The following is a 21,752-nucleotide window of genomic DNA, read 5'->3' on the forward strand; positions in this document are numbered from 1 at the left end:
TCTCAGGACGCCACTTCGCCTTGCCCCTCGGGGCGCTGACCTGGTCGGCGTGTCTCAGAGCCCCCCTCTACGGGTGTCGCAGTTCTTGTTCCAGGGCTGTCAGGTCGTCGCCGCCTGCCATTTGTGTGGTCAGGGTGGGCAGGGTGATGTCGTCGTGGGCGTAGGTGCCTGTTGTCCTGCCGTGTCTGAGGAGGGTGAAGTGGTTGCCCACCAGGTACGCGTGGTGGGGGTTGTGGGTGATCAGGATTACACCCAGGCCCTGGTCCCGGGCCGCCGTCACGTACTTCAGGACCACCCCGGACTGTTTGACGCCGAGCGCGGCCGTGGGTTCGTCCAGGATGAGGACGCGGGCGCCGAAGTGGACCGCGCGGGCGATGGCCACGCACTGGCGCTGGCCGCCGGAGAGGGTGCCGATGGGGCGGTCCACGTCGGGCAGGTCGATGCCCATGCGGAGCAGCTCCGCGCGCGTGGTGCGGCGCATGTGCTCGACGTCTAGGCGACGGAAGGGGCCCGTCCCCTTCCGTGGCTCGGAACCGAGGAAGAAATTGCGCCATACGGGCATCAGGGAGACGACGGCCAGGTCCTGGTAGACGGTGGCGATCCCGTGGTCCAGGGCCTCGCGCGGGGAGCCGAGGCGGGTCTCCTCGCCGTCGATGCGCAGGGTGCCCCCGTCGTGCCGGTGCAGCCCGGCGATGATCTTGATGAGGGTGGATTTCCCGGCGCCGTTGTCGCCCAGCACGCAGGTGATCTCCCCGGCGTGGACCGCCAGGGAGACGTCTTCGAGGGCGCGGACGCCCCCGTAGTGCTTGCTGACGCCGGAGAGTTCCACAAGGGGCGTACGGCGGACGGTCGGCGTCACTTGGCGGCCTCCGCGCGCTTGCGGACCCAGGCGTTGAGCAGCGTCGCGAGGAGCAGCATCGCCCCCAGGAAGAACTTGAACCAATCGGGGTTCCACTCGGCGAACACGATGCCCTTGCTGGTCATGCCGAAGATGAGCGCGCCGACCGCCGAGCCGACGGCGCTGCCGTAGCCGCCGGTGATCAGACAGCCGCCGATGACGGCCGCGATGATGTAGATCAGCTCGTTGCCGACGCCCTCGCCGGACTGGACGACGTCGTACGAGAAGAGCAGATGCTGGCCGGAGATCCAGGCGCCGAAGGCGACGCCCATGTAGAGGCCGATCTTCGTCGCGCGCACCGGGACGCCCACCGCGCGGGCGGCGTCCTTGTTGCCGCCGACCGCGTAGATCCAGTTGCCCGCGCGGGTGCGCAGCAGGATCCAGGAGGCGAGGGCGACCAGGCCGAACCACCACAGGATGGTGACCTTGAAGTCGACTCCGCCGACGGTGAGGGTGGACGCGAACAGGTCACGGGCGCTCGGGAAGCCCTCCATGTCGGCGATGGATTTCGTCGAGACCGTGCCGCTGATCAGCTTGGTGAAGCCGAGGTTCATGCCGGTCAGCATCAGGAAGGTGCCCAGCGTGATGATGAAGCTGGGCAGGTTGGTGCGGGTCAGCATGAAGCCGTTGAAGGCGCCGATGGCGAGGGTGAGCAGCAGCGACACGCCGACGCCGACCCAGACGTTCGCGGTCAGCTGGTAGCTGAACATCGAGGAGATCAGCGCGGAGGACGTCACCATGACGCCCGCGGACAGGTCGAACTCGCCGCCGATCATCAGCAGCGCCACGGGGACCGCCATGATGCCGATGGTGGAGGACGCGTACAGGACCGTGCTGAGGCTTCCGGCGCGCAGGAAGCTGTCGGCGGTGAGCGCGAAGAAGGCGAAGACGGCGAGCGCGCCGACGACCGAGCCCAGTTCGGGGCGGCCGAGCAGTCTGCGCGGCAAGGACGGCCGCCGGAACCTCTCATCGCCGAGGACGTCCGTGGGCGCGCTCATCGGGTGCCCCGCTTCGTGTACTCCTCCAGCTCGGCCGCCTGGTCCTTCGTGATGATCTGCGGGCCGGTCAGCACCGGCTTGCCGCCGCCCAGCACATCCGCGTTGTACCGGTACAGCCACAGCAGGTCGACCGCCTCGTAGCCCTGGAGGTACGGCTGCTGGTCGACGGCGAAGCCCAGGGTGCCGTCCTTGAGGAGGGCGGCGACCTTGGCGTTGAGGTCGAAGGTGTCGATCTCGGCGCCGCTGTCCGCGCCCTGCTTGGCCTTCACGGCGGTGTCGGCGTACGGGGCGCCCAGGGTGACCACGGCGTCGATGGCCCGGTCCGTCCGGAGCTTGGCCTCGATGGCGGACTGCACGTCCGGCATGCTCGTGCCGGTCACATACAGGTTCTGCACCTGGCCGTCGAAGGTCTCCGCGATGCCCGCGCAGCGTTGCTCATGGCCCACATTGCCCTGCTCGTGCAGCACACAGACCGCCTTCTCGCGGCCCCGCTCGTTCAGTTCCTCGCCGACCGCCTGCCCGGCGATGGTCTCGTCCTGCCCGATGTGGGTGAGCGCGCCGAACGCCTTGGACTCCGCCGATCCCGAGTTCACCGTGACCACCGGGATACCGGCCGCCACCGCGCGGGCGACCGCCGCCTTCATCGCGTCGGGCTTGGCCAGGGTGACGACGATCCCGTCGACCTTCTTGTCCACGGCCGCGTCCACCAGCTGCGCCTGCTGCTGGGCCTCGTCGTCGTGCGAGTACAGGAAGTTGATGTTGTCCTTGGCGGCGGCCTCCTCGGCACCGCTCTGCACGATGTCCCAGAAGGTGTCGCCATCGCCCGCGTGGGTGACCATGGCGAAGGTCCAGCGCGGAGTGGTCACCGCCGACGTCCCGCGTTCGGCCGCGGCCTTACGGGCGTCCTCGGCGCGCTTGCCGCCGGTGCTGCTGCATCCCGCGAGGGACGCGCACAGCGTCCCCGCCAGCGCGATGCCTACCCAGGTCCGAAACCGTGCCACGAGGCGGTGCCCTTCTTGCCGTGTTCTGCGTACGCGAGGGGCCGGTGACCTCACCGGCTCCAAACGCCCGATTATCGAACACAGGGATCGTGCACCCGACCACAGGGCGGCGCGACTCGGTCACATTGTCCGGACAACAGGACGAACAGAACGGGCCTTCATGGCCTCACGAGGAGCTGGAACTCGAAGGAATAGCGGGCCGGACGGTAGGTGTGGGTGCCGTACTCCACCGCGCGGCCGGTGTCGTCGAAAGTGGTGCGCTGCATGGTGAGCAGCGGGGCGCCCGCCGGCTCGCCGAGCCGTTCGGCCTCGTCGGCGGTGGCGGCGCGGGCGCCGATGGACTGCCGGGCGCTGTGCAGGGTGATCCCGGCGGACCGCATCAGCCGGTACAGCCCGGTGGCCTCCAGCTGGCCGGTGTCCAGGTCCAGCAGACCGGGCGGCAGGAAGTTGCACAGGTACGCCATCGGCTCGCCGTGCGCGAGCCGCAGCCGTTCGACATGGTGTACGTCGCTGTCCTCGGGGACGCCGAGCGCCGCAGCCACCTCGGCCGGGGCCGGAACGACGGTGTTGACCAGCACCTTGGTCGCCGGGCGCTGACCGGCCGCCTCCAGGTCGTCGTAGAGGCTGCTCAGCTCCAGCGGGCGCTTGACCTGGCTGTGCACGATCTGGGTGCCGACCCCCCGGCGGCGCACCAGCAGCCCCTTGTCGACCAGCGACTGGATGGCCTGGCGGACCGTCGGCCGGGACAGGCCGAGCCGCCCGGCCAGCTCGATCTCGTTGCCCAGCAGGCTGCCCGGGGTGAGCGCCCCGTGCTCGATGGCGGCCTCCAGCTGCTGGGACAGCTGGAAGTACAACGGCACCGGGGAGGAGCGGTCGACGCTCAGGTCGAGCCGCACGGTCGGGTCCACATCTGGTTTGGGCACGGCCCGAGCGTAGCTCCGTGACGGGTTGACGGGAAGTTGTGTGGTTCGGTTGTCCGGACATACGGATTGACAGCGGGGCCGGTGGGCCTCACTTTGATTCCATGCGCATCGGCGTCATCGGTACGGGCCGCATCGGCACCATTCATGCGAACACCCTCAGCCGTCACCGGGAGGTCGGCTCACTGATCCTGACGGACGCGGATCCCGCCCGTGCGCAGGAGTTGGCGCACCGGCTGGGCGAGACGGCCGCGCCCGGCGTGGACGAGATCTTCCGCTGGGGCGTGGACGCGGTGGTGATCACCACGGCGACCGCCGCGCACGCCGAGATGATCGGCCGGGCGGCGCGCTCCGGGCTGCCGGTGTTCTGCGAGAAGCCCATCGCGCTGGACCTGCCCGGGACGCTCGCCGTGATCACCGAGGTGGAGACGGCCGGGACGATCCTCCAGATGGGCTTCCAGCGCCGCTTCGACGCCGGGTACGCGGGCGCCCGCGAGGCGGTACGGTCCGGGCGGCTGGGCCGGCTGCACACCGTACGGGCGATGACGTCCGACCAGGCGCCGCCGCCCGCCTCCTATCTGGCGGAGTCCGGCGGCTTATACCGGGACACGCTGATCCACGACTTCGACGCGGTGCGCTGGGTGACCGGGCGGGAGGTCGTCGATGTGTACGCCACCGGGTCGGACCACGGGCCCCCGCTCTTCCGCGCGCTGGGCGACCTCGACACCGCCGCGGTGCTGCTCACCCTGGCGGACGGCACCCTCGCGACGGCCACCGCGACCCGGCTCAACGGCGCCGGGTACGACGTCCGTATGGAGCTGGCCGGTGAGCTGGACCAGATCGCCGTGGGCCTGGACGACCGGACGCCCATCGCCTCCACCGAGCCGACCGGACCACCGGCCGCCAGCAAGCCCTGGACCACCTTCCTGGAGCGCTTCGGCCCGGCCTACGAGGCCGAACTCGCCGCCTTCATCGAGGTGGTCCGCGGCGAGCGCGCCAACCCCTGCGACGGCCGTGAGGCGATGCAGGCCCTGCGGATCGCCGAGGCCTGCGAACGCTCCCGCCGGGAACACCGCCCGGTGCGGATGGGGGAGATCCTCGGGGGGCCCGAGCCGGTGTGAGGGCGCCGGTGCGAGTGACGCGGGGTCGCGAGGTCCGCAGCGGGCCGACAGCCCGTGCCGCCGCCTACCAGCGCACCGGCAGGCTCCGCATCCCCCGTATCAGCATCCCCGGCAGCCACTCGCCCGGTGGGCCGTCCAGGGCGAGGCCGGTGGCGCGCTCCAGAAGGCTGCGCAGGGCGGTGCGGGCCTCCAGGCGGGCCAGCGGGGCGCCCAGGCAGAAGTGGATGCCGTGGCCGAAGGCCAGATGGCCGCGGGTGTCGCGCTGGATGTCGAAGCGGTCGGGGGCGGGGAAACGGTCGCCGTCGCGGTCGGCCGCGGTGAGCCCGATCAGGACCGCCTCGCCCTTCTGGATGGCGACGCCGCCGATGTCCAGCGGCTCGGCGGCGAAGCGGAAGGTGGCGTTCTCCACCGGTCCCTCGTAGCGCAAGGTCTCCTCGACCGCCCCGTCGAGAAGGCTCATGTCGGCGCGCAGGGCGGCGAGTTGCCCGGGGTGGGTGAGCAGCGCGTGCACCCCGTTGGTGATCAGATTGACCGTGGTCTCATGGCCGGCGACCAGCAACAGATAGGCCATGCCGCGCAGTTCGGCCACGGAGAGCCGGTCGCCGTCCTCGGCGGTGGTGCGGATCAGGTCGCTGAGCAGATCGTCGCCGGGGCCCGCGCTGCGCTTGTCCTCGATCAGCTCCGTCAGGTACTCCCCCAGGCGGGCCACCGCCGCGTACTCGCTGTCCGCGTCGGTCGGCGCGAGCGCCTCCGTGGACAGCTCGCGGAACTGCGCGCGGTCCGTCTCGGGGATCCCGAGCAGTTCACAGATCACCGTGATCGGCAGCGGGAAGGCGAACGACTCCACCAGATCGGCGCGGCCCAACGGCAGCATGGCGTCGAGGAGCTGGTCGGTGATCTCCTGGACGCGCGGGCGCAGCCGCTCCACCCGGCGCATGGTGAACGCGCGGGAGACGAGGGAGCGCAGCCGGGTGTGCTGGGGCGGGTCCGTGGAGAGCAGATGGTCCCCGATCAGGTCGACGTCCAGGAAGGTCAGCTTGATCCGGCTGCCGACCTTGGCCAGCCGCTGATCGGCGAGCGCCGCGCGCGCCTCCTCGTGCCCGACGACCAGCCACGCCTCGTAGCCGCTGTCGACGCCGGCCGGGCGGATCCGGTGCACGGGCCCGCGTTTGCGCAGTTCGGCGTAGACGGGATGCGGATCCGTCCGGAACGACTCGCCGTACTCCCCCAGGTCGATCACTTCCACCATCACGGTCCCCCGTCACCGTCGGCTGTTCCCCGTTGTTCCCCGTTCGCAGCTTCCAACGGACGGGAGTTCTCTTCGGTGCCCGGACACGGACACGGACAGGAGCCCGCACGGCCCGAGCCGTCGCCGTCCCGTCGTCAGTGGCCGCCCGGCCCGTCAGCGGCCCCGTCGAGCAGTCCGGCGTCGTACGCGAGGAGCGCGATCTGTACCCGGTTGTTCAGGTCGAGCTTGGCGAGGACGCGGGAGACATGGGTCTTGACGGTGGCCACGCTCATGTAGAGGCCGCCCGCGATCTCGGCGTTGGACAGGCCCCGGCCGACGGCGACGGCGACCTCGCGCTCACGGTCGTTGAGGGCGGAAACGCGCGCACGCGCGCGTGCCCGGCGGTCGTCGCCCGTCGTTCCGGCCGCGTGCTGCATCAGCTGGCGGGTGACGGTCGGCGAGAGCACGGGATCGCCCGCCGCGACCCGGCGCACCGCGTCGAGGATCTCGGCGGGCGGAGTGTCCTTGAGGACGAATCCGGCGGCGCCCGCGCGCAGGGCGCGCAGTACCTGTTCGTCCGCGTGGAAGGTGGTCAGGACCACGACCTGGGGCGCGTCCTCGCGGGCCCGCAGCCGCGCGGTCGCGGTGAGCCCGTCCACGGCCGGCATCCGGATGTCCATGAGGACGACGTCCGGCCGCACCCGGTCCACCAGCGCCTCCACCTCGGTGCCGTCGGACGCCTCCCCGACGATCTCGATGTCTTCGGCGCCGCCCAGCATGAACGACAGTCCCGCGCGGACGAGGGGATCGTCGTCGACGAGGACCAGTCTGATCGCAGTCATGGCCCCAACTTGACGTGCTCCCTGGCCCAAAGTCCAGGGATTCCGGCCTGGGTCGTCCGACCCTTCCGGGGGCTTCCTGCTTCACCGCGCTGTGCGGGCACGTGTGCCCGTCTTACCGGCGCTCCACAGGCGTTTGCTCTCTCCGCCCGTCCGGCGGCGACGATACGGCGTCCCTCGAAGAGGACATTGCGGGCTGCGTTGTGGTCGCGGTCGTGCATGATGCCGCATGCCCTGCACGGCCACTCCCGGATGTGCAGGGGCTTGGGACCGTCCCGGAATCCGCAGGCCGAGCAGAGCTGGGAGGACGGGAACGCCCGGTCCACCATCGCGAAGGTGCGGCCGTGCAGAGCCGCCTTGTACTCCAGCATGCCGACGAACGCCGACCATCCCGCGTCATGCACGGACTTGGCGAGCCGGGTGCGCCCCAGGCCGGACACCGCGAGGTCTTCCAGGTACACCGCTTGGCTGTCGCGGATGATCTGTGTGGAAGCCTTGTGGTGGAAGTCCCGGCGCCGGTCCGCCACCCTGGCGTGCTGGCGCGCGACCTTGATCCGGGCCTTCGCCCGGTTCTTCGATCCCTTGACCTTGCGGGACAGCTCCCGCTGGAGGCGCTTGAGCTTCCTCTCGGCCCGGCGCAGAAAGCGGGGACTGTCGATCTTCCGGCCGTCGGACAGGACAGCGAAGGCGGACAGACCGAGATCGATACCGGCGTCGGTGTCCGACTCGGGGAGGATGTCCGGCCCGGTGTCCACGACGAAGCTAAGAAAGTACCGGCCGGAGCTGTCCTTCGTGACGGTCAGGGAGGTGGGTGGGGCCGGAAGCCGACGGGACCACTTGACCTTGAGGTCGCCGACCTTGGCCACATACACCTTGCCGTTCTCCCGGACGGAGAAGGCGTTGGTGTTGAGGCGGACCGACTGCCGGGTGTCCTTCTTCGATTTGTAGCGGGGAGGGCCGACCTTGCGGCCCCGCCGCTTGCCCTTGACCGAGTCGAAGAAGTTCTTGTAGGCGGTGTCCAGGTCCCGCAGGGACTGTTGCAGGACGACGGCCGAGACGTCGGCGAGCCAGGCGCGTTCCTCGGTGTGCTTGGCCTGGGTGATGCGCAGCCGGGACAGCTCGGCCGACTTCACGTACGGCAGCCCGGCCGCGTGTGCTTCCCTGCGGTCGCGCAGGCAGTCGTTCCACACCACGCGGGCGCACCCGAACGCCTTCGCCAGCGCACGGCACTGGGTAGCGTCCGGGTAGGCCCGGTAGTTGTAGCGGAGCTGCATGGCCAAGATCCTATTACGATTGGTCTCATGGATGGGCAGAACGACTACAGGCCTGGAAGACACGTTGTTTCGGCGATGCATGTGCACTTGGTCTTCGTGACGAAGTACCGGCGCGGGGTGTTCGACGACGAGATGCTGATCCGCTGCGAAGAGATCATGCGCAAGGTCTGCGACGACTTCGAAGCGGAGCTGAAGGAGTTCAACGGCGAACGCGATCACGTCCACCTCCTGGTGCACTACCCGCCCAAGGTCGCCGTCTCCAAGCTGATCAACAGCCTCAAGGGCGTCTCTGCCCGCCGGATACGGCAGGAATTCACCGGCCACGCCAACCACGCCCTCATGCACGGACACCTGTGGTCGCCCTCCTACTTCTCCGCGTCATGCGGCGGAGCACCACTGGCGATCGTCCGCCAGTACATCGAACAGCAACAACGTCCGCTCCAAAACGCACGTCAGAGCAGCCCTGAGACGCTTTCATCCCCGGCGTGAACGCCGGGGCATTCTGCAAAGAACCCGGTGATCACGTCGGAGCCCGCCTCCGGACGGCCTCCCGGATGGTCTCCCCGACGGGCTGCCGGACGGGCTTGCCGGAGGGGTGCTGACAGGCTGCCGGACGGGTTGCTGGATGTGCTGCTGGACGGGAGCGGGGCTGGAGAGCCCTCCCGGACGTCACGCCCCGGCCCCGTCCCCCCGCACCACCCACGGCAGCCACGCCCGTATCTCGAAGCCGCCCCCGCCGCCCTCCGCCCCGGGGCCGTGCTCCAGGCGCCCGCCCGCCAGTGTGGCCCGCTCGGTGAGGCCGATCAGGCCCTGTCCCGAGCCGGGGACGGGCGGGACCTCGCCCTCGGGGTCCGGATTGTGCACCTGGACGGTGAGCCCGGCACCGGGGCCGCCGTTGACGGTCACGGTGACCTCGGTGCCGGGCGCGTGCTTGCGGGCGTTGGTGAGGCCCTCCTGAACGATGCGGTAGGCGGTCCGGCCGACGGACGCGGGCACTGTGTCGGAGTCGGTGACCCGCTGGTGGAGATGGACCTTCGCGCCGGCCTCGCGGGACTCGGCGACCAGCGCGTCCAGCGCGGCGAGGGTGGGCTGGGGGCGGCCGGACTCGTCGGAGTCCCCGGCGCGCAGGACGCCGATGATCTCCCGCAGGTCCTGGAGCGCCTCATGGGCGCTCTCGCGGATGACACCGGCCGCGCGGGCGACCTCCGCGCGGGGCGCGTCGGGGCGGAACTCCAGCGCGCCCGCGTGCACGCTCAGCAGGGTGAGCCGGTGGGCGAGCACATCGTGCATCTCGCGGGCGATGGACTCCCGGGCCAGCCGCTGGGCCCGGTCGGCACGCAATTGCGCCTCGCTCTCGGCGTGCCGGGCGCGGTCGCGCAGGCTCAGCATCAGCTCGCGCTTGGACCGGGCGAGCCGCCCCCAGCTGATGACCCCGAGCACGAGCACCACGGAGAAGCCGACGGCCACCAGGTAGGGCATGTCGGGGTCGGGGCGCATCCAGTAGTACAGCGGGGCCTGGAGCAGGCCGATGCCGCCGATCCAGGCCACGTACCGGAAGGGCCGGTGCACGGCGACGGTGAACAGGGCGACGAGGGAGGCACCGCCGGCGGTGCTGGAGACGAGGCCGGCGACCAGCAGCGCGACCGCGAGGCCGACGGGCCAGCGGCGGCGCAGCCAGATGGCGGCACAGGCCAGCGCGCCGACGAGCTGGTCCAGCCCGGCGACCTGGGGCGAGAGGCCGTAGCTGCTCAGGTTGTCCGCTTCCAGCGCGCCGATGAAGGCGGCCATGAGGAACAGGGCGAAGTCGACGACCCAGTCCCGCGCGGTCCGGCGCGGGCGTCCCGACCTGCCCGAACGGGGGGCGTCCGGGTCCAGCTCGTGCACGACGGCGGACGGGAGCAGCCAGCGGCGCCCCTCGAACGAGTACACCGACGGCGGCTGTGCCGCTCCTTGAGTCTGACCCTTCACGGTCGACAAATCTACGCAGTACGGCGCCCCGGCACCGCCCCGCGCGGAAGATCCCCGACCAAAGTCGCGGGTCCCCGAGACTTTCGGCGCGCCCCGGGCGGCGCACGGCAGACTTCCGTCGCCCTGCTCCCGCCCGGCGGCCGATGCGCACGCCCCGGACCCGGCGGGAGGCTTGAGGCCATGAAGCGGTTGCTGGAGATTCTGGGATTGCTCGCCCTGGTGCAGGGCGTGCTGGCCCTGGTGCAGCGGTGCACCGGCTGGGGCGGCGGAGTGGTGCACCGGTTCCTCGACGGCTACGAGGTCTTCGGCGGCGTCGTGCTGATCGTCTTCGCGTTCGCGCTGTTCGCGGCGGCGGAGAGCCGAAAGTCCGGATGAGATGAGGGGGGACGGAGCGTGACACGAGGAGGCGTGGGTCACGGGTCGCGGGCGGCACCCGACAGGACACCCCTCGCTCCGCGGCGTTCGGTGGGGGGAGCCGCGGGGCGAGGGGTGCGGTGCACGGACGTTCAGATGTGCCGGAATCGGCCGATCGATCGCTCAGCAGTCGTAGTCGATCAGATCGAACGACGCGTAGTGGTCGGCGGTGTAGTAGTCCTCCTCGTGCTGCTCACCGGTGACGACCCGCTTCGCGCCGCGGGTGGAGGAGCCAGGGGTTTTGACGGTGTACTCGTGGTAGTAGCCGGTCGACTGGATGGGCAGCAGCCGCTCCCGGTTCTGGAAGACGGTGCCGTCCTGCGGGTACGGGAACGGGCCGCCCCGGGTGATCAGGTTGAGCGTGTCGTACGCCTGCGACGGCAGGTCGCTGTAGCAGATGCTGCCGTACGCGGTGGGGGCGGCGGTGGCGGTGTTCGCGCTCACCGTGCCACCGACGAGGAGCGCGGACAGCAGGGCTGCCGCGACGCCGAGGCGGGAGGTCCGTGGGGGGAATCTCATGCCCTCATGATGACGCGCGTAGACGATGGCATGTCAATGACAAGTCGGCGGAATCTCCCGTCATGTCCCATGAGTTCTCCCGGTGTTAACGAAGCGGGCCCGCGCTACGCGGCCTCGGGCAGCGGGAAGTCGCCGTACTCCGGGCGGCCCGCGCGCTCGTACGTCTGGATGGACACGCCCTTCGACGTGATCTGTCCGCCCCCGTGCCGGAAGGCGGTCGGCAGCCCGCCCGGCGCGAACAGCCGGCGGCCCGCGCCGAGGACGACCGGGAAGGTCAGCAGATGGATGGCGTCGACCAGATCCGCCGCGAGCAGGGACTGGGCGAGGGCCGCGCTGCCGTGCACCTGGAGTTCGCCCTCGGTGGACCCCTTCAGCTCGGTGACCTCCTTCGTGAGATCCCCGCCGATCACGGTGGTGCCGGACCACGCCGGGTCCTTGAGGGTCGCCGAGGCGACGTACTTCGGCAGGGCGTTCAGCGGACCCGCGACCGGGTCCTGCGGGTCGGTGACCCTCGGCCAGTACGCCGCGAAGATGTCGTACGTGCGGCGGCCCAGCAGGAACGCGCCGACACGGTCGAAGACGTGGGCGATGAACACGCCGAAGTCCTTGTCGGCGTACGGGACGGTCCAGCCGCCCTGGGTGAAGCCGTCGCGGGTGTCCTCCTGTGTGCCGCCGGGGGCCTGGTGGACGCCGTCGAGGCTGACGAATGCGGTGAGAACCAGCTTGCCCATGGAGTGCCTGCCTGTGAGGGGGAACGCGGTGTCCGTCCGCCGCCAGCGTGTGGGTGCCGTGCCGGTTGGGATGGAGGCATGACGAACGAATTCAATTCTCAGGACGTCCCGCGGAGCCACCCTCGGAACACGCCCCGGAACATCTCTCAGAGCGTCCCTCAGAACGCCGCTTCCGGCATGTCGCAGCCCGGTCGAGGCACCCTGGCGGGCAGAAAGGCGCTGGTCACCGGCGGCAGCCGGGGCATCGGCGCCGCCACCGCGCTACGGCTCGCCCGCGCGGGCGCCGACGTGGCGATCACGTACGTGAGCCGCGAGGACGCGGCCGAAGACGTCGTACGGGCCGTCGAGGCGCTCGGGCGGCGCGGGGTCGCCCTGCGGGCCGATTCCGGGGACCCGGCGGAGTCCGCCGGGGCGGTGGACCGCGCGGCCGAGGCGCTGGGCGGGATCGATGTGCTGGTGAACAACGTGGGCGTCGGGCTGCTCGGCCCCCTGGAGAGCCTGTCGCTCGGGGACGTGGAGCGGGTGCTCGCCGTGAATGTGCGCGGGGTGTTCCTGGCGTCGCAGGCCGCCGCCGCTCGGATGGGGCCGGGCGGGCGGATCATCACGATCGGTACGTGCATGACGCAGCGTGTGCCGGGCGCCGGCGGGACCCTCTACGCCATGAGCAAGTCGGCGCTGGTGGGGCTCACCAAGGCCCTGGCGCGCGAGTTGGGGGGACGCGGGATCACGGCGAACATCGTCCATCCCGGGCCGATCGACACGGAGATGAATCCGGCGGCGGGGCCGATCGGGGCGGGCCAGTCCGCGCTGACGGCGCTGGGGCGGTTCGGGTCGGCGGAGGAGGTGGCGGAGACGGTGGCCCATCTGGCGGGGGCCGCGTATGTGACGGGGGCGGAGTTCTCCGTGGACGGGGGGCATGCGGCGTAGGTGCGCCGGGGGCGTGCGGCGGGGACGCGGCAGGGGCATGCGCTGGGCACGGGGAAGAGACCAGCGAGGAGCTCCGTCCCCGTAGCCCCCTGTCCCCCGTACCCCCTGTCCCCGCGTCGGACGGCCGCTCTCCTCAGCCGGCCCCCAACTCCCGATGCCGTGCCGCCAGGCGCTTCGCGCCCTCCGGGGTCAGCGAGCCGTGCAGGCGCAGGCGGGAGATGCCGCCGTCCGGGTAGATGTCGAGGCGGGCGTGGGTGGCGGCGGGGGCCGGGGTGGGCAGGGTGAAGCGGTGGTTGGTGTCGGGCTGGAGGCGGGTGCGCGGGAGGATCAGCCGCCAGTCGCGGTCGTCACCGTCCTGGTCGTTCTGGCCGTTCTGGCCGTCCTGGTCGTTCTGGCCGTTCTCGCCGTCCCGCACGGACAGCGACGCCCAGCCCGCGCTGTTGCCCTTGAGGTAGGCGGTGTCGATCTCGATGGCGCGGATCTCGCACTGGGCGGCGAGACGGTAGCGGATCCAGTCGTTGCCCTGGTCGCGGCGGCGGCGGGTCTCCCAGCCGTCGTCCATCTTGCGGGAGCGACCTGGCTGGATGGTGTGGGTGGCCGGTGAGTAGAAGCGGTCCGAGGCGTCCTCGGCCTGACCGCCGTTCTCCAGTGCCACCACGTCGAAGGTGGCCAGCGCCGCCAGCCAGGCCGGATCGGGGACGACCTCGCCGTGCACCCGCAGCCGGGCGATGCCCCCGTCGGGGTGCTGATGCACCCTCAGGTGGGTGAAGCGCTGCCGTGGCGCCACCGCGAAGCCGTTCGCCGCGTGGCCGCCGACCGGGGTGCGCGGCACCAGCGTCGTCCACTGCACGTCGGCCGCGAGAAGGTCCTCGGGGGACGGGGAGCCGGGCAGCGAGGTGCCCTCGATCGACACCGATTGGGGATAGTTGCCGCGGAAGTGGGCCGTGTCGACGACGATCCCGTGGATCACCCCCGGCGCGCCGAGCCGGATCAGCGCCCAGTCGTGGTCGTCCGGGGCGGGCCAGGGGTGCTCGGCGGACACCCCGCGGCGGCGCCTGGTCTCCCAGCCGTCCATGACCTTGCCCTTGTGGCCGAAGTGCTCGGGGTCGAACACGGCCCGCTCCGGCACCAGCAGATTCTCGCGCTGGGCGAAGAACTCGTCGTTGGCGGCGATGACCCCGGCACCCAGCCGACGATCGGCGAGGTCGGCGTACGAGGTGAAGGGGAAGTCGGCGGTGCGGTAGTCCGCGTACGGGTCACCGCCGCCGTAGGGTTGCGCGTCGCCGGTGAAACTGGGGGTCGCCGTCACGGTGATCGTGTCTTCCTCTCGGGGTCGATGGGTGGGGTTCGGCAGGGGTCGGGGTCGGCAGGCTTCCCCTGGGGTCGGTCAGCCGGTGGGCCGGGCCGATCAGCCGGTGGGCCAGGCCGATCAGCCAGCGGCCCAGGGCCCGTCGGACCAGTGACCCGGGGCCCGTCAGCCAGGGGGCCGGATCAGCAGCCGCCCCCTCGGCCCGGTGAACTCGCCGTCCGCGAAGACGCGTTCACCGCGCAGCCACGTGGACCTCACCACGCCGTACAGCGTCCGGCCCGCATAGGCGGTGACCCGGTTACGGTGCTGGAGGGCCGCCGGGTCCACGGTGAACGTCTGCTCGGGCGCGAGGACCGCGAAGTCGGCGTCGCGGCCGGGGGCGATGGCGCCCTTGCGGGCGTCGAGGCCGACCAGGGCGGCGGTGCGGGCGGACATCCAGCGGGCCACGTCCGCCAGGGTGTGGCCCCGGCTCCGGGCCGCCGTCCAGACCGCGGGCAGGCTCAGCTGGAGGCCGGAGATGCCGCCCCACGCGGTGGCGAAGTCGGCGGTCTTCAGGTCGGCGGTCGACGGGGAGTGGTCGGTGACCACACAGTCGATGGTGCCGTCCGCCAGCGCCTGCCACAGCAGATCCTGGTTGGCCGCCTCGCGGATGGGTGGGCAGCATTTGAACTCGCTGGCCCCGTCCGGCACTTCCTCCGCCGTCAGGGTCAGATAGTGCGGACAGGTCTCCGCGGTCACCCGCACGCCCTCGGCCCGGGCCGCCGCGATCAGCGGCAGCGCGTCCGAGGAGGACAGATGGAGGATGTGCACGCGCGCGTGCAGGCGTTTCGCGCGGTCCAGGAGGACCGCGATCGCCGTGTCCTCGGCGTCGCGCGGGCGGCTGGCCAGGAAGTCGGCGTACCGGGGGCCGCCCTGCTGCGGGGCCGCCGCCAGCCGGTGCGGGTCCTCGGCGTGCACGATGAGCAGAGCGCCGAGACCGGCCGTCTCCGCCATGGACCGGGTCAGTTCGTCCGGGCCGAGGTGCGGGAACTCGTCGACGCCCGAAGGCGACAGGAACGCCTTGAAACCGAAGACCCCGGCGTCGTGCAGCGGGCGTAGATCCTTGACGTTGCCGGGCAGCGCGCCGCCCCAGAAACCGACGTCCGTGTGCGCCTTGCCGACGGCCGCCTCCCGCTTCACCCGCAGGTTCTCGACCGTGGTGGTCGGCGGGAGGGAGTTGAGCGGCATGTCGACGAGGGTGGTGATGCCGCCGGCCGCCGCCGCGCGGGTCGCCGTCCAGAAGCCCTCCCACTCGGTGCGTCCGGGGTCGTTCACATGCACATGGGTGTCCACCAGACCGGGCAGCAGCACGTCATCGCCGAGATCCTCGATCCGGGGCGCCGAGAGCGGGGCATCGTGGGGCAGCGGGGCATCGTGGGACAGCGGGGCGCCATGGGACAGCGGAGCGTCGTAGGGCAGTACGGCGGTGATCGTGCCGCCCGTGACCGCGACCGTCGCGGGGCGCGTCCCCTCGGGCGTGACGACGCGCGTGGAGCGCAGCAGCAGTTCGGCGGTCGAGCGCGGCAGTTCGGCGTCGGACACCCAAACCCCTCTCCATTCAACGTTTTGTTGAATCTGCTGCTGGAGTCTTCACTCCCGCCGAAGCCCCGTCAAGAGGCACACTTCTCCACAGTGCACCCTCGGACCACCCCTGGACGTTTCCGCAAGGCGGAATTACACTTCCGGCAAGCAGAACCGGGCTGCGCATCCGCGGGCAGTCGACAGGACCGCCGGGTAGGCTGCTGCCTTTCCTGCCCGCCCCGAAAGGAACGCGCCGTGCCGTCGTCCAGCGCCACCGACTCCGCCAGGTCCACCCCCAGTGGCGGCGTCCAGTCCCTTGAGCGCGCCTTCGACCTGCTGGAGCGGATGGCGGACGCGGGCGGCGAGGTCGGCCTGAGCGAGCTGTCCGCGAGCAGCGGACTGCCGCTGCCCACCATCCACCGTCTGATGCGCACGCTGGTGGCCTGCGGATACGTACGGCAGCAGCCCAACCGGCGGTACGCCCTCGGCCCGCGCCTGATCCGCCTGGGCGAATCGGCGTCCCGGCTGCTCGGCACCTGGGCCCGCCCCTATCTCGCCCGGCTGGTCGAGGAGACCGGCGAGACGGCGAACATGGCGCTGCTCGACGGCGACGAGATCGTGTACGTGGCGCAGGTGCCGTCCAAGCACTCCATGCGGATGTTCACCGAGGTGGGCCGCCGGGTGCTGCCGCACTCCACGGGCGTCGGCAAGGCCCTGCTGGCCGGTTTCCCGCCGGAGGAGGTGCGCGCGCTGCTCGCCCGTACGGGCATGCCGGCCGCGACGGACAAGACCATCACGACGGCGGACGGGTTCCTGGCGGCCCTGGAGGACGTACGCCGGGCGGGTTACGCCATCGACGACAATGAGCAGGAGATCGGCGTGCGCTGTCTCGCCGTGTCCGTGCCGGACTCGCCCACCGCCGCGGCGATCTCCATCTCCGGGCCCGCCGGGCGGGTCACCGAGGACGCGACCGAGCGGATCGTGCCGGTGCTCCAGCAGACCGCCCTGGAACTGTCCCAGGCCCTGGCCAGCTCGGGCAGTTCGGGCAGCTCAGGCATCTGACGCCACCGCAACCCCCGGACACCCCCACGCCCCCTCCGGCGCTCCCCCTCACTCCCCCGTGCTCATACCCTCGGCGTCCCCCCGAACAGCTCCACCGCCGCCCTGACCTGCCCCAGCGCCCTCGACAACGCGCTCACCGAGCCGATCGCCCCCGCGATCAGCAGCAGCGAGCGGTGGAGTCGTGCGGGCTCGGGAGGCCCATGGGTGAGCATCGCCGCCAGTGCGGCGAGTTCGTCCTCGGCGATCGTCCGGTCGGGGAACTCGGCCGGAAGCGCGGCCAGTTCACGGCGCAGCCGGGACACCGCCGTCCCCAGCTCCGCCGCCCTGGGATCCACACCACTGCCCGAAACGCCACTGCTCGACACGCCACTGCCGGACACGCCACGGCCCGACACACCGCCGCCTGACACACCACTGCCTGCCGCAGGCATCTGCCCCAAGCTGTTGAACACAGTTCTCCCCCTGCGCACGCACCCGTGCGCTGCCCCTTCGTGTTCCCGCCCTGTCGCCCTGCCGCCCCGTCGCCCGCCGACGGTGACCGGCACCGGGCGAACGCGGTCAGTAAACGCCACCCGGCGCGGGGCGCGCCACCACGCAGGCCGAAATTCAGTCCGCCGTGCGCGCCCCCGGCGCCCGCCGGAACGCCCGGTTGACGCCCCGCGCGCGCCCCGCGCCCCCGGGGCGGGTAAGCAGGACCCATGACGGATCATCACGGGCTCCCGGTCGCCGGTCTGCTGCTCGCCGCCGGAGGCGGCCGGCGGCTGGGCGGACGCCCCAAGGCACTGCTCCGGCACCGAGGACGGCCGCTCGTCGAACACGCGGTGCGCGTACTGCGTACGGCCGGCTGCGACCGTGTCCATGTCGTCCTGGGCGCGCGGGCGGCTGCCGTACGCGAGCAAGCCCGGCTCGATGGATGTGTGCTGGTGGACAACCCCGCGTGGGAGCGCGGCATGGGCTCCTCGTTGCGCGCGGGGCTCGCGTCGCTGGACGGGACCGGTGCGGGCGCCGCGCTGGTCCTCCTGGTCGACCAGCCCGGTATCGGGCCGGAGGCGGCCGGCCGGGTGCTCGGGGCGTACACGGGCACCGGCTCGCTCGTCTCGGCCGCCTACGACGGCGTACGCGGGCATCCGGTGCTGTTCGGGTCCGAGCGCTGGGCCGGGGTCGCGGCGAGCGCGACCGGGGACCGCGGGGCGCGGGCCTATCTCCAGGAGCACGCGGGGGAGATCACGCTCGTGGAGGTGGGGGACGTGGCCCGCGCGTACGACATCGACACGGAGGCCGACCTTGGCCTGTTGGAGGAGTGACCCGCCTGGAGGAGTGATCGCCGCCTGGAGCAATGACACCTGGAGTGAGCGGCGTGGCACCCAGCGCCATCTTGGCTCGAACCCGTGATTCTCGACATCGACAGACCGTTGAACTTCCACCATGAGGAAACTAGTATCCACTGTTCAGAAGCGCCCGGCGGTTCGTCCGGGCGTCCGTCGCCCTGTTTGCCTGCATGGGCACGCGGTGCCAGGGGGTGTGCCGGCACCGCACAGGGTTCGCCGAAGTAGCTCGCTGAAGTAGCTCGCTGAAGGAAGTGACAGATCATGTCCGCACCAGCGCCGTCTCCGCTCGCCATCGTCGACGCCGAGCCCCTGCCCCGGCAGGAGGAGGTCCTCACCGACGCGGCGCTCGCCTTCGTGGCCGAGCTGCACCGCCGGTTCACGCCCCGGCGCGGTGAACTCCTGGCCCGCCGGGCCGAGCGCCGCGCCGAGATCGCCCGCACCTCGACCCTCGACTTCCTGCCGGAGACCGCCGCGATCCGCGAGGACCCCGACTGGCGGGTGGCACCCGCCCCGGCCGCGCTGAACGACCGCCGGGTGGAGATCACCGGCCCCACCGACCGCAAGATGACCATCAACGCCCTCAACTCGGGCGCCCGGGTCTGGCTCGCGGACTTCGAGGACGCCTCCGCGCCGACCTGGGAGAACGTGGTCCTGGGCCAGGTCAATCTGCGGGACGCCTACACCCGGAACATCGACTTCACCGACGCGGGCTCCGGCAAGTCGTACGCGCTCAGGGCGGACGCGGAACTGGCCACCGTCGTGATGCGCCCGCGCGGCTGGCATCTGGACGAGCGCCATCTCACCGACGCCGACGGCACCCCCGTCCCCGGCGCGCTGGTGGACTTCGGCCTGTACTTCTTCCACAACGCCCAGCGGCTGATCGACCTCGGCAAGGGCCCGTACTTCTACCTCCCGAAGACCGAATCGCATCTGGAGGCCCGCCTCTGGAACGACGTGTTCGTCTTCGCGCAGGACTACGTCGGCATCCCGCGGGGCACGGTCCGCGCCACCGTCCTGATCGAGACGATCACGGCGGCGTACGAGATGGAGGAGATCCTCTACGAGCTGCGCGACCACGCCTCCGGGCTGAACGCGGGCCGCTGGGACTACCTCTTCTCCATCATCAAGAACTTCCGTGACGGCGGCCCCAGGTTCGTGCTGCCGGACCGCAACGCGGTGACGATGACCGCCCCGTTCATGCGCGCCTACACCGAACTCCTGGTCCGTACCTGTCACAAGCGCGGGGCGCACGCGATCGGCGGCATGGCGGCGTTCATCCCCTCGCGCCGGGACGCCGACGTCAACAAGGTGGCCTTCGAGAAGGTCCGCGCCGACAAGGACCGTGAGGCCGGGGACGGCTTCGACGGCTCCTGGGTGGCCCACCCCGACCTGGTGCCGATCGCCATGGAGTCCTTCGACAAGGTTCTCGGCGACCGGCCGAACCAGAAGGACCGGCTCCGCGAGGATGTCGACGTCAAGGCGGCCGACCTGATCGCCATCGACTCGCTCACCGCCAAGCCGACCTACGCGGGCCTGGTCAACGCGGTGCAGGTCGGTATCCGTTACATCGAGGCGTGGCTGCGCGGCCTGGGCGCGGTCGCCATCTTCAACCTCATGGAGGACGCGGCCACCGCCGAGATCTCGCGCTCGCAGATCTGGCAGTGGACCAACGCGGGCGTCGTCCTCGACACCGGCGAGAAGGTCACCGCCGAGCTGGCCCGCAGGGTCGCCGCCGAGGATCTGGCCGCCATCCGCGCGGAGATCGGCGAGGAGGCGTTCGCCGCCGGTCACTGGCAGCAGGCCCATGACCTGCTGCTGACCGTGTCCCTGGACGAGGACTACGCCGACTTCCTGACCCTGCCGGCGTACGAGCAGCTCAGGGGCTGAACGCCCTGGCCGGCCTCATGGGCCGGCCGATGGGCCGGGCCACCCCTCGCCGGCTCACCCCCCACCCGCTCTGTCCGAGTGCCCCAGGGAACGCCCCGGGGCCACCCGGTCACGCACCAGTCTCTTCACCGCCGTGGGCTCGGGGAACCCCTGCTCACGGCGGTCCCACACCACCTCATCGGCCACCCGGACCACGAACACCCCGCCGGTGCCGGGCTTGAGCGCCAGCTCGGTCAGCTCGGTCTCGAAGGTCGTGAGCAGTTCCTGTGCCAGCCAGGCGGCGCGCGGCAGCCAGCGGCACTGGGTGCAGTACTCGATCTCCACACGGCTCATCGCGGACGCACCGCCCCTTTCTCTCCCTCATCGGCCGACGGTTCAGCCGATGTTTCCGTCGGTGGTTCCCCGTGCAGATCGGGAACCCGTTTCAGCCACTGCGGGCGCCCCCGCTGGGTCCGCGCGGCCCGCTGGACCTCTTCGGCGGCGATCTCCTCCCGGGTCGGGAAGCCGGTGGGCAGCCACTGCGCGGAGGCCCGCACGCGCGCGTGCAGAAAGGCGACGTACGCCTCCCTGGCCGCGTCCGGCGTCGCGAACCCCGGCTCGTCCGCCAGCCAGCCGTCCGGCACCTCGGCGACGATCCGGCGCAACAACTCCTCGGTCACCTTCGGCGCCAGCTCGGCGTCGGCGGCCCGCAGGTCCGGGGCGTAGTGACCGAGGGCGTGATGCCGGAAGTCGTACCGCTTGGCGGGGTCGGTGCCGTCCCAGCGGTGGTGGAAGACCAGGGCCGCGCCATGGTCGATCAGCCACAGCCGCGGCGGTACGGTGCCGAGGGTGGGCCAGATCATCAGGTTGGAGCTGTGGATCGTACGGTCCACGTTCACGGTGAGCGCGTCCAGCCAGACGATCCGGCCCGCTTCCCGCGACCCGACCCGAAACGTCTCGGCCACCTCGGGGGTGAAGTCCCGGGCGCCCGGCAGAAAGTCCATGCCGAGATTGACGCCCGCGCTGGCGCGATGCAGCTGCCGCACCTCATGGTGGGCCTCGTGCGCGGCGATCGCCGGATCGAAGAGCACCAGCACCAGCTCGGGAAACCGCAGCCCGAGCGCCCGCGCCAGCTCCCCGACGATCACCTCGGCGACCAGCGCCTTGCGCCCCTGCGCGGAGCCGGTGAACTTCACGACATAGGTACCGAGGTCATCGGCCTCGACAACGCCGGGGACGGAGCCGCCGGAGCGCAGGGGTTCGATATAGCGGGTGGCAGTGACCTCTCTCAGCATTTCCCCAGGCTATACGGGCTTCCGCCATGGCCCCGGTCGAGCGGAGTCCCGGCGGCAGCCGGCCTGAGTGCCTCCTGGTTCCTCGTCAGGAGGCACTCACGCCATGGCTCAGGTTCCTACGGCACCCCGTCGGGCGTGCCGGAGCCGGCAGCGGCGCGCGCCCCGGAACAGCAGGCCGACGACCAACGTGTTGAGGAAGGCGGCCATGACGGCGGAGAGGACCGAGAGGACGGCGATCACACCGTCATCGCTGATTCCGAGAGCGTCGACCGCGGGTGCCAGAACAGCGCTCGCGATGCCCACCACGGCGAACAGCACCGGCGAGAGCACCACGCTGGTCGGCAGCGTGAGGACGATGGGGGCAGCGGAGAGAGCGCTGAAGCCGTCGGGGTCGGCCAGCACGCTGGCGAGGGCCACCGCGCCTACGGCCGAGATGTAGGCGAGGCGTAGCTGGTTCTTTTTCTGCAATTTCTTCTTCCCTTGATACGGAGGGT

At 71.2% G+C, this 21,752-nt stretch carries 23 protein-coding genes; 7 read left to right on the plus strand and 16 right to left on the minus strand.

Annotation, left to right across the window (positions count from 1 at the left end; all coding sequences use genetic code 11):
* Positions 1-67: 67 nt before the first annotated feature.
* From ACFXAZ_RS02480 to ACFXAZ_RS02495, 4 genes are all read right to left on the minus strand, one after another.
* Positions 68-859 carry an ATP-binding cassette domain-containing protein gene (locus tag ACFXAZ_RS02480; protein WP_384583861.1) on the minus strand — a complete coding sequence of 264 codons (792 nt, stop codon included), beginning with the start codon at positions 857-859 and terminating at the stop codon, positions 68-70.
* Positions 856-1,896, minus strand: a complete 1,041-nt coding sequence (locus tag ACFXAZ_RS02485; RefSeq protein ID WP_384583864.1) for an ABC transporter permease — start codon at positions 1,894-1,896, stop codon at positions 856-858. Before ACFXAZ_RS02485 ends, ACFXAZ_RS02480 begins: the two co-directional genes overlap by 4 nt.
* Positions 1,893-2,897: a sugar ABC transporter substrate-binding protein gene (locus ACFXAZ_RS02490; protein ID WP_384583867.1), complete on the minus strand. Its 1,005-nt coding sequence runs from the start codon at positions 2,895-2,897 to the stop codon at positions 1,893-1,895. Before ACFXAZ_RS02490 ends, ACFXAZ_RS02485 begins: the two co-directional genes overlap by 4 nt.
* A 158-nt stretch (positions 2,898-3,055) precedes the next feature.
* Positions 3,056-3,793, minus strand: a complete 738-nt coding sequence (locus tag ACFXAZ_RS02495; protein WP_384584065.1) for a GntR family transcriptional regulator — start codon at positions 3,791-3,793, stop codon at positions 3,056-3,058.
* 128 nt (positions 3,794-3,921) lie between these two features.
* Here ACFXAZ_RS02495 and ACFXAZ_RS02500 point away from each other — a divergent pair, with 128 nt between their 5' ends.
* Positions 3,922-4,938 carry a Gfo/Idh/MocA family oxidoreductase gene (locus tag ACFXAZ_RS02500; protein WP_384583870.1) on the plus strand — a complete coding sequence of 339 codons (1,017 nt, stop codon included), beginning with the start codon at positions 3,922-3,924 and terminating at the stop codon, positions 4,936-4,938.
* 64 nt (positions 4,939-5,002) lie between these two features.
* Here the strand turns inward: ACFXAZ_RS02500 and ACFXAZ_RS02505 are convergent, their stop codons facing one another.
* The 3 genes from ACFXAZ_RS02505 to ACFXAZ_RS02515 all read right to left on the minus strand — a co-directional run bounded on the left by ACFXAZ_RS02505 (position 5,003) and on the right by ACFXAZ_RS02515 (position 8,279).
* A complete protein-coding gene (locus ACFXAZ_RS02505; RefSeq protein WP_384583873.1) occupies positions 5,003-6,187 on the minus strand; it encodes a cytochrome P450 in 1,185 nt (394 codons plus the stop codon).
* A gap of 134 nt (positions 6,188-6,321) precedes the next feature.
* Entirely contained in the window at positions 6,322-7,008 is a 687-nt protein-coding gene (locus ACFXAZ_RS02510) for a response regulator (RefSeq protein WP_384583876.1), read from the minus strand.
* Entirely contained in the window at positions 7,005-8,279 is a 1,275-nt protein-coding gene (locus ACFXAZ_RS02515; RefSeq protein WP_384583878.1) for an RNA-guided endonuclease InsQ/TnpB family protein, read from the minus strand. The genes ACFXAZ_RS02510 and ACFXAZ_RS02515 overlap by 4 nt, the downstream gene beginning before the upstream one ends.
* Before the next feature lie 27 nt (positions 8,280-8,306).
* Here ACFXAZ_RS02515 and tnpA point away from each other — a divergent pair, with 27 nt between their 5' ends.
* Positions 8,307-8,768, plus strand: a complete 462-nt coding sequence (gene tnpA, locus ACFXAZ_RS02520; RefSeq protein WP_384583881.1) for an IS200/IS605 family transposase — start codon at positions 8,307-8,309, stop codon at positions 8,766-8,768.
* 180 nt (positions 8,769-8,948) lie between these two features.
* Here the strand turns inward: tnpA and ACFXAZ_RS02525 are convergent, their stop codons facing one another.
* Positions 8,949-10,256: a sensor histidine kinase gene (locus ACFXAZ_RS02525; RefSeq protein WP_384583884.1), complete on the minus strand. Its 1,308-nt coding sequence runs from the start codon at positions 10,254-10,256 to the stop codon at positions 8,949-8,951.
* A 171-nt stretch (positions 10,257-10,427) separates the two neighbouring features.
* Here ACFXAZ_RS02525 and ACFXAZ_RS02530 point away from each other — a divergent pair, with 171 nt between their 5' ends.
* A complete protein-coding gene (locus tag ACFXAZ_RS02530) occupies positions 10,428-10,622 on the plus strand; it encodes a hypothetical protein (protein WP_384583887.1) in 195 nt (64 codons plus the stop codon).
* A gap of 162 nt (positions 10,623-10,784) precedes the next feature.
* On the opposite strand, the gene ACFXAZ_RS02535 is transcribed toward ACFXAZ_RS02530, so the two are convergent.
* Both ACFXAZ_RS02535 and ACFXAZ_RS02540 read right to left on the minus strand, forming a co-directional pair.
* Positions 10,785-11,180, minus strand: a complete 396-nt coding sequence (locus ACFXAZ_RS02535; RefSeq protein WP_384583890.1) for a ribonuclease domain-containing protein — start codon at positions 11,178-11,180, stop codon at positions 10,785-10,787.
* 104 nt (positions 11,181-11,284) lie between these two features.
* Positions 11,285-11,911, minus strand: a complete 627-nt coding sequence (locus tag ACFXAZ_RS02540; RefSeq protein ID WP_384583893.1) for a dihydrofolate reductase family protein — start codon at positions 11,909-11,911, stop codon at positions 11,285-11,287.
* A 177-nt stretch (positions 11,912-12,088) separates the two neighbouring features.
* Between ACFXAZ_RS02540 and ACFXAZ_RS02545 the strand changes: the two genes are divergently transcribed.
* The gene (locus tag ACFXAZ_RS02545; protein ID WP_384583896.1) at positions 12,089-12,838 is read left to right on the plus strand and encodes an SDR family oxidoreductase; all 750 of its coding nucleotides are present in this window, start codon (positions 12,089-12,091) and stop codon (positions 12,836-12,838) included.
* Between the two features lie 133 nt (positions 12,839-12,971).
* On the opposite strand, the gene alc is transcribed toward ACFXAZ_RS02545, so the two are convergent.
* Together alc and allB are read right to left on the minus strand one after the other, a co-directional pair.
* The gene (alc, locus tag ACFXAZ_RS02550) at positions 12,972-14,147 is read right to left on the minus strand and encodes an allantoicase (protein ID WP_384583899.1); all 1,176 of its coding nucleotides are present in this window, start codon (positions 14,145-14,147) and stop codon (positions 12,972-12,974) included.
* A 165-nt stretch (positions 14,148-14,312) separates the two neighbouring features.
* Positions 14,313-15,728, minus strand: a complete 1,416-nt coding sequence (gene allB, locus ACFXAZ_RS02555) for an allantoinase AllB (protein WP_384583901.1) — start codon at positions 15,726-15,728, stop codon at positions 14,313-14,315.
* Between the two features lie 234 nt (positions 15,729-15,962).
* Here allB and ACFXAZ_RS02560 point away from each other — a divergent pair, with 234 nt between their 5' ends.
* Positions 15,963-16,769, plus strand: coding sequence for an IclR family transcriptional regulator (locus ACFXAZ_RS02560; protein WP_384583904.1), 807 nt, complete (start codon positions 15,963-15,965; stop codon positions 16,767-16,769).
* A 62-nt stretch (positions 16,770-16,831) separates the two neighbouring features.
* Here the strand turns inward: ACFXAZ_RS02560 and ACFXAZ_RS02565 are convergent, their stop codons facing one another.
* Positions 16,832-17,104 carry a DUF5955 family protein gene (locus tag ACFXAZ_RS02565; RefSeq protein ID WP_384583907.1) on the minus strand — a complete coding sequence of 91 codons (273 nt, stop codon included), beginning with the start codon at positions 17,102-17,104 and terminating at the stop codon, positions 16,832-16,834.
* Positions 17,105-17,467: 363 nt separating this feature from the next.
* On the opposite strand from ACFXAZ_RS02565, the gene ACFXAZ_RS02570 reads away from it, so the two are divergent.
* Entirely contained in the window at positions 17,468-18,073 is a 606-nt protein-coding gene (locus ACFXAZ_RS02570; RefSeq protein ID WP_384583910.1) for an NTP transferase domain-containing protein, read from the plus strand.
* A gap of 285 nt (positions 18,074-18,358) precedes the next feature.
* The gene (gene aceB, locus ACFXAZ_RS02575; protein ID WP_384583913.1) at positions 18,359-19,984 is read left to right on the plus strand and encodes a malate synthase A; all 1,626 of its coding nucleotides are present in this window, start codon (positions 18,359-18,361) and stop codon (positions 19,982-19,984) included.
* Positions 19,985-20,038: 54 nt separating this feature from the next.
* On the opposite strand, the gene ACFXAZ_RS02580 is transcribed toward aceB, so the two are convergent.
* The 3 genes from ACFXAZ_RS02580 to ACFXAZ_RS02590 all read right to left on the minus strand — a co-directional run bounded on the left by ACFXAZ_RS02580 (position 20,039) and on the right by ACFXAZ_RS02590 (position 21,726).
* Positions 20,039-20,317 carry a SelT/SelW/SelH family protein gene (locus ACFXAZ_RS02580; protein WP_384583916.1) on the minus strand — a complete coding sequence of 93 codons (279 nt, stop codon included), beginning with the start codon at positions 20,315-20,317 and terminating at the stop codon, positions 20,039-20,041.
* Complete coding sequence (locus ACFXAZ_RS02585) at positions 20,314-21,258, minus strand: HipA family kinase (RefSeq protein ID WP_384583919.1); 945 nt, start codon at positions 21,256-21,258, stop codon at positions 20,314-20,316. The genes ACFXAZ_RS02580 and ACFXAZ_RS02585 overlap by 4 nt, the downstream gene beginning before the upstream one ends.
* A 108-nt stretch (positions 21,259-21,366) precedes the next feature.
* The gene (locus ACFXAZ_RS02590) at positions 21,367-21,726 is read right to left on the minus strand and encodes a hypothetical protein (protein ID WP_384583922.1); all 360 of its coding nucleotides are present in this window, start codon (positions 21,724-21,726) and stop codon (positions 21,367-21,369) included.
* Between the last annotated feature and the right edge of the window lie 26 nt (positions 21,727-21,752).

The sequence above is a fragment of the Streptomyces sp. NPDC059477 genome, from assembly GCF_042749375.1.
GTDB lineage: Bacteria > Actinomycetota > Actinomycetes > Streptomycetales > Streptomycetaceae > Streptomyces.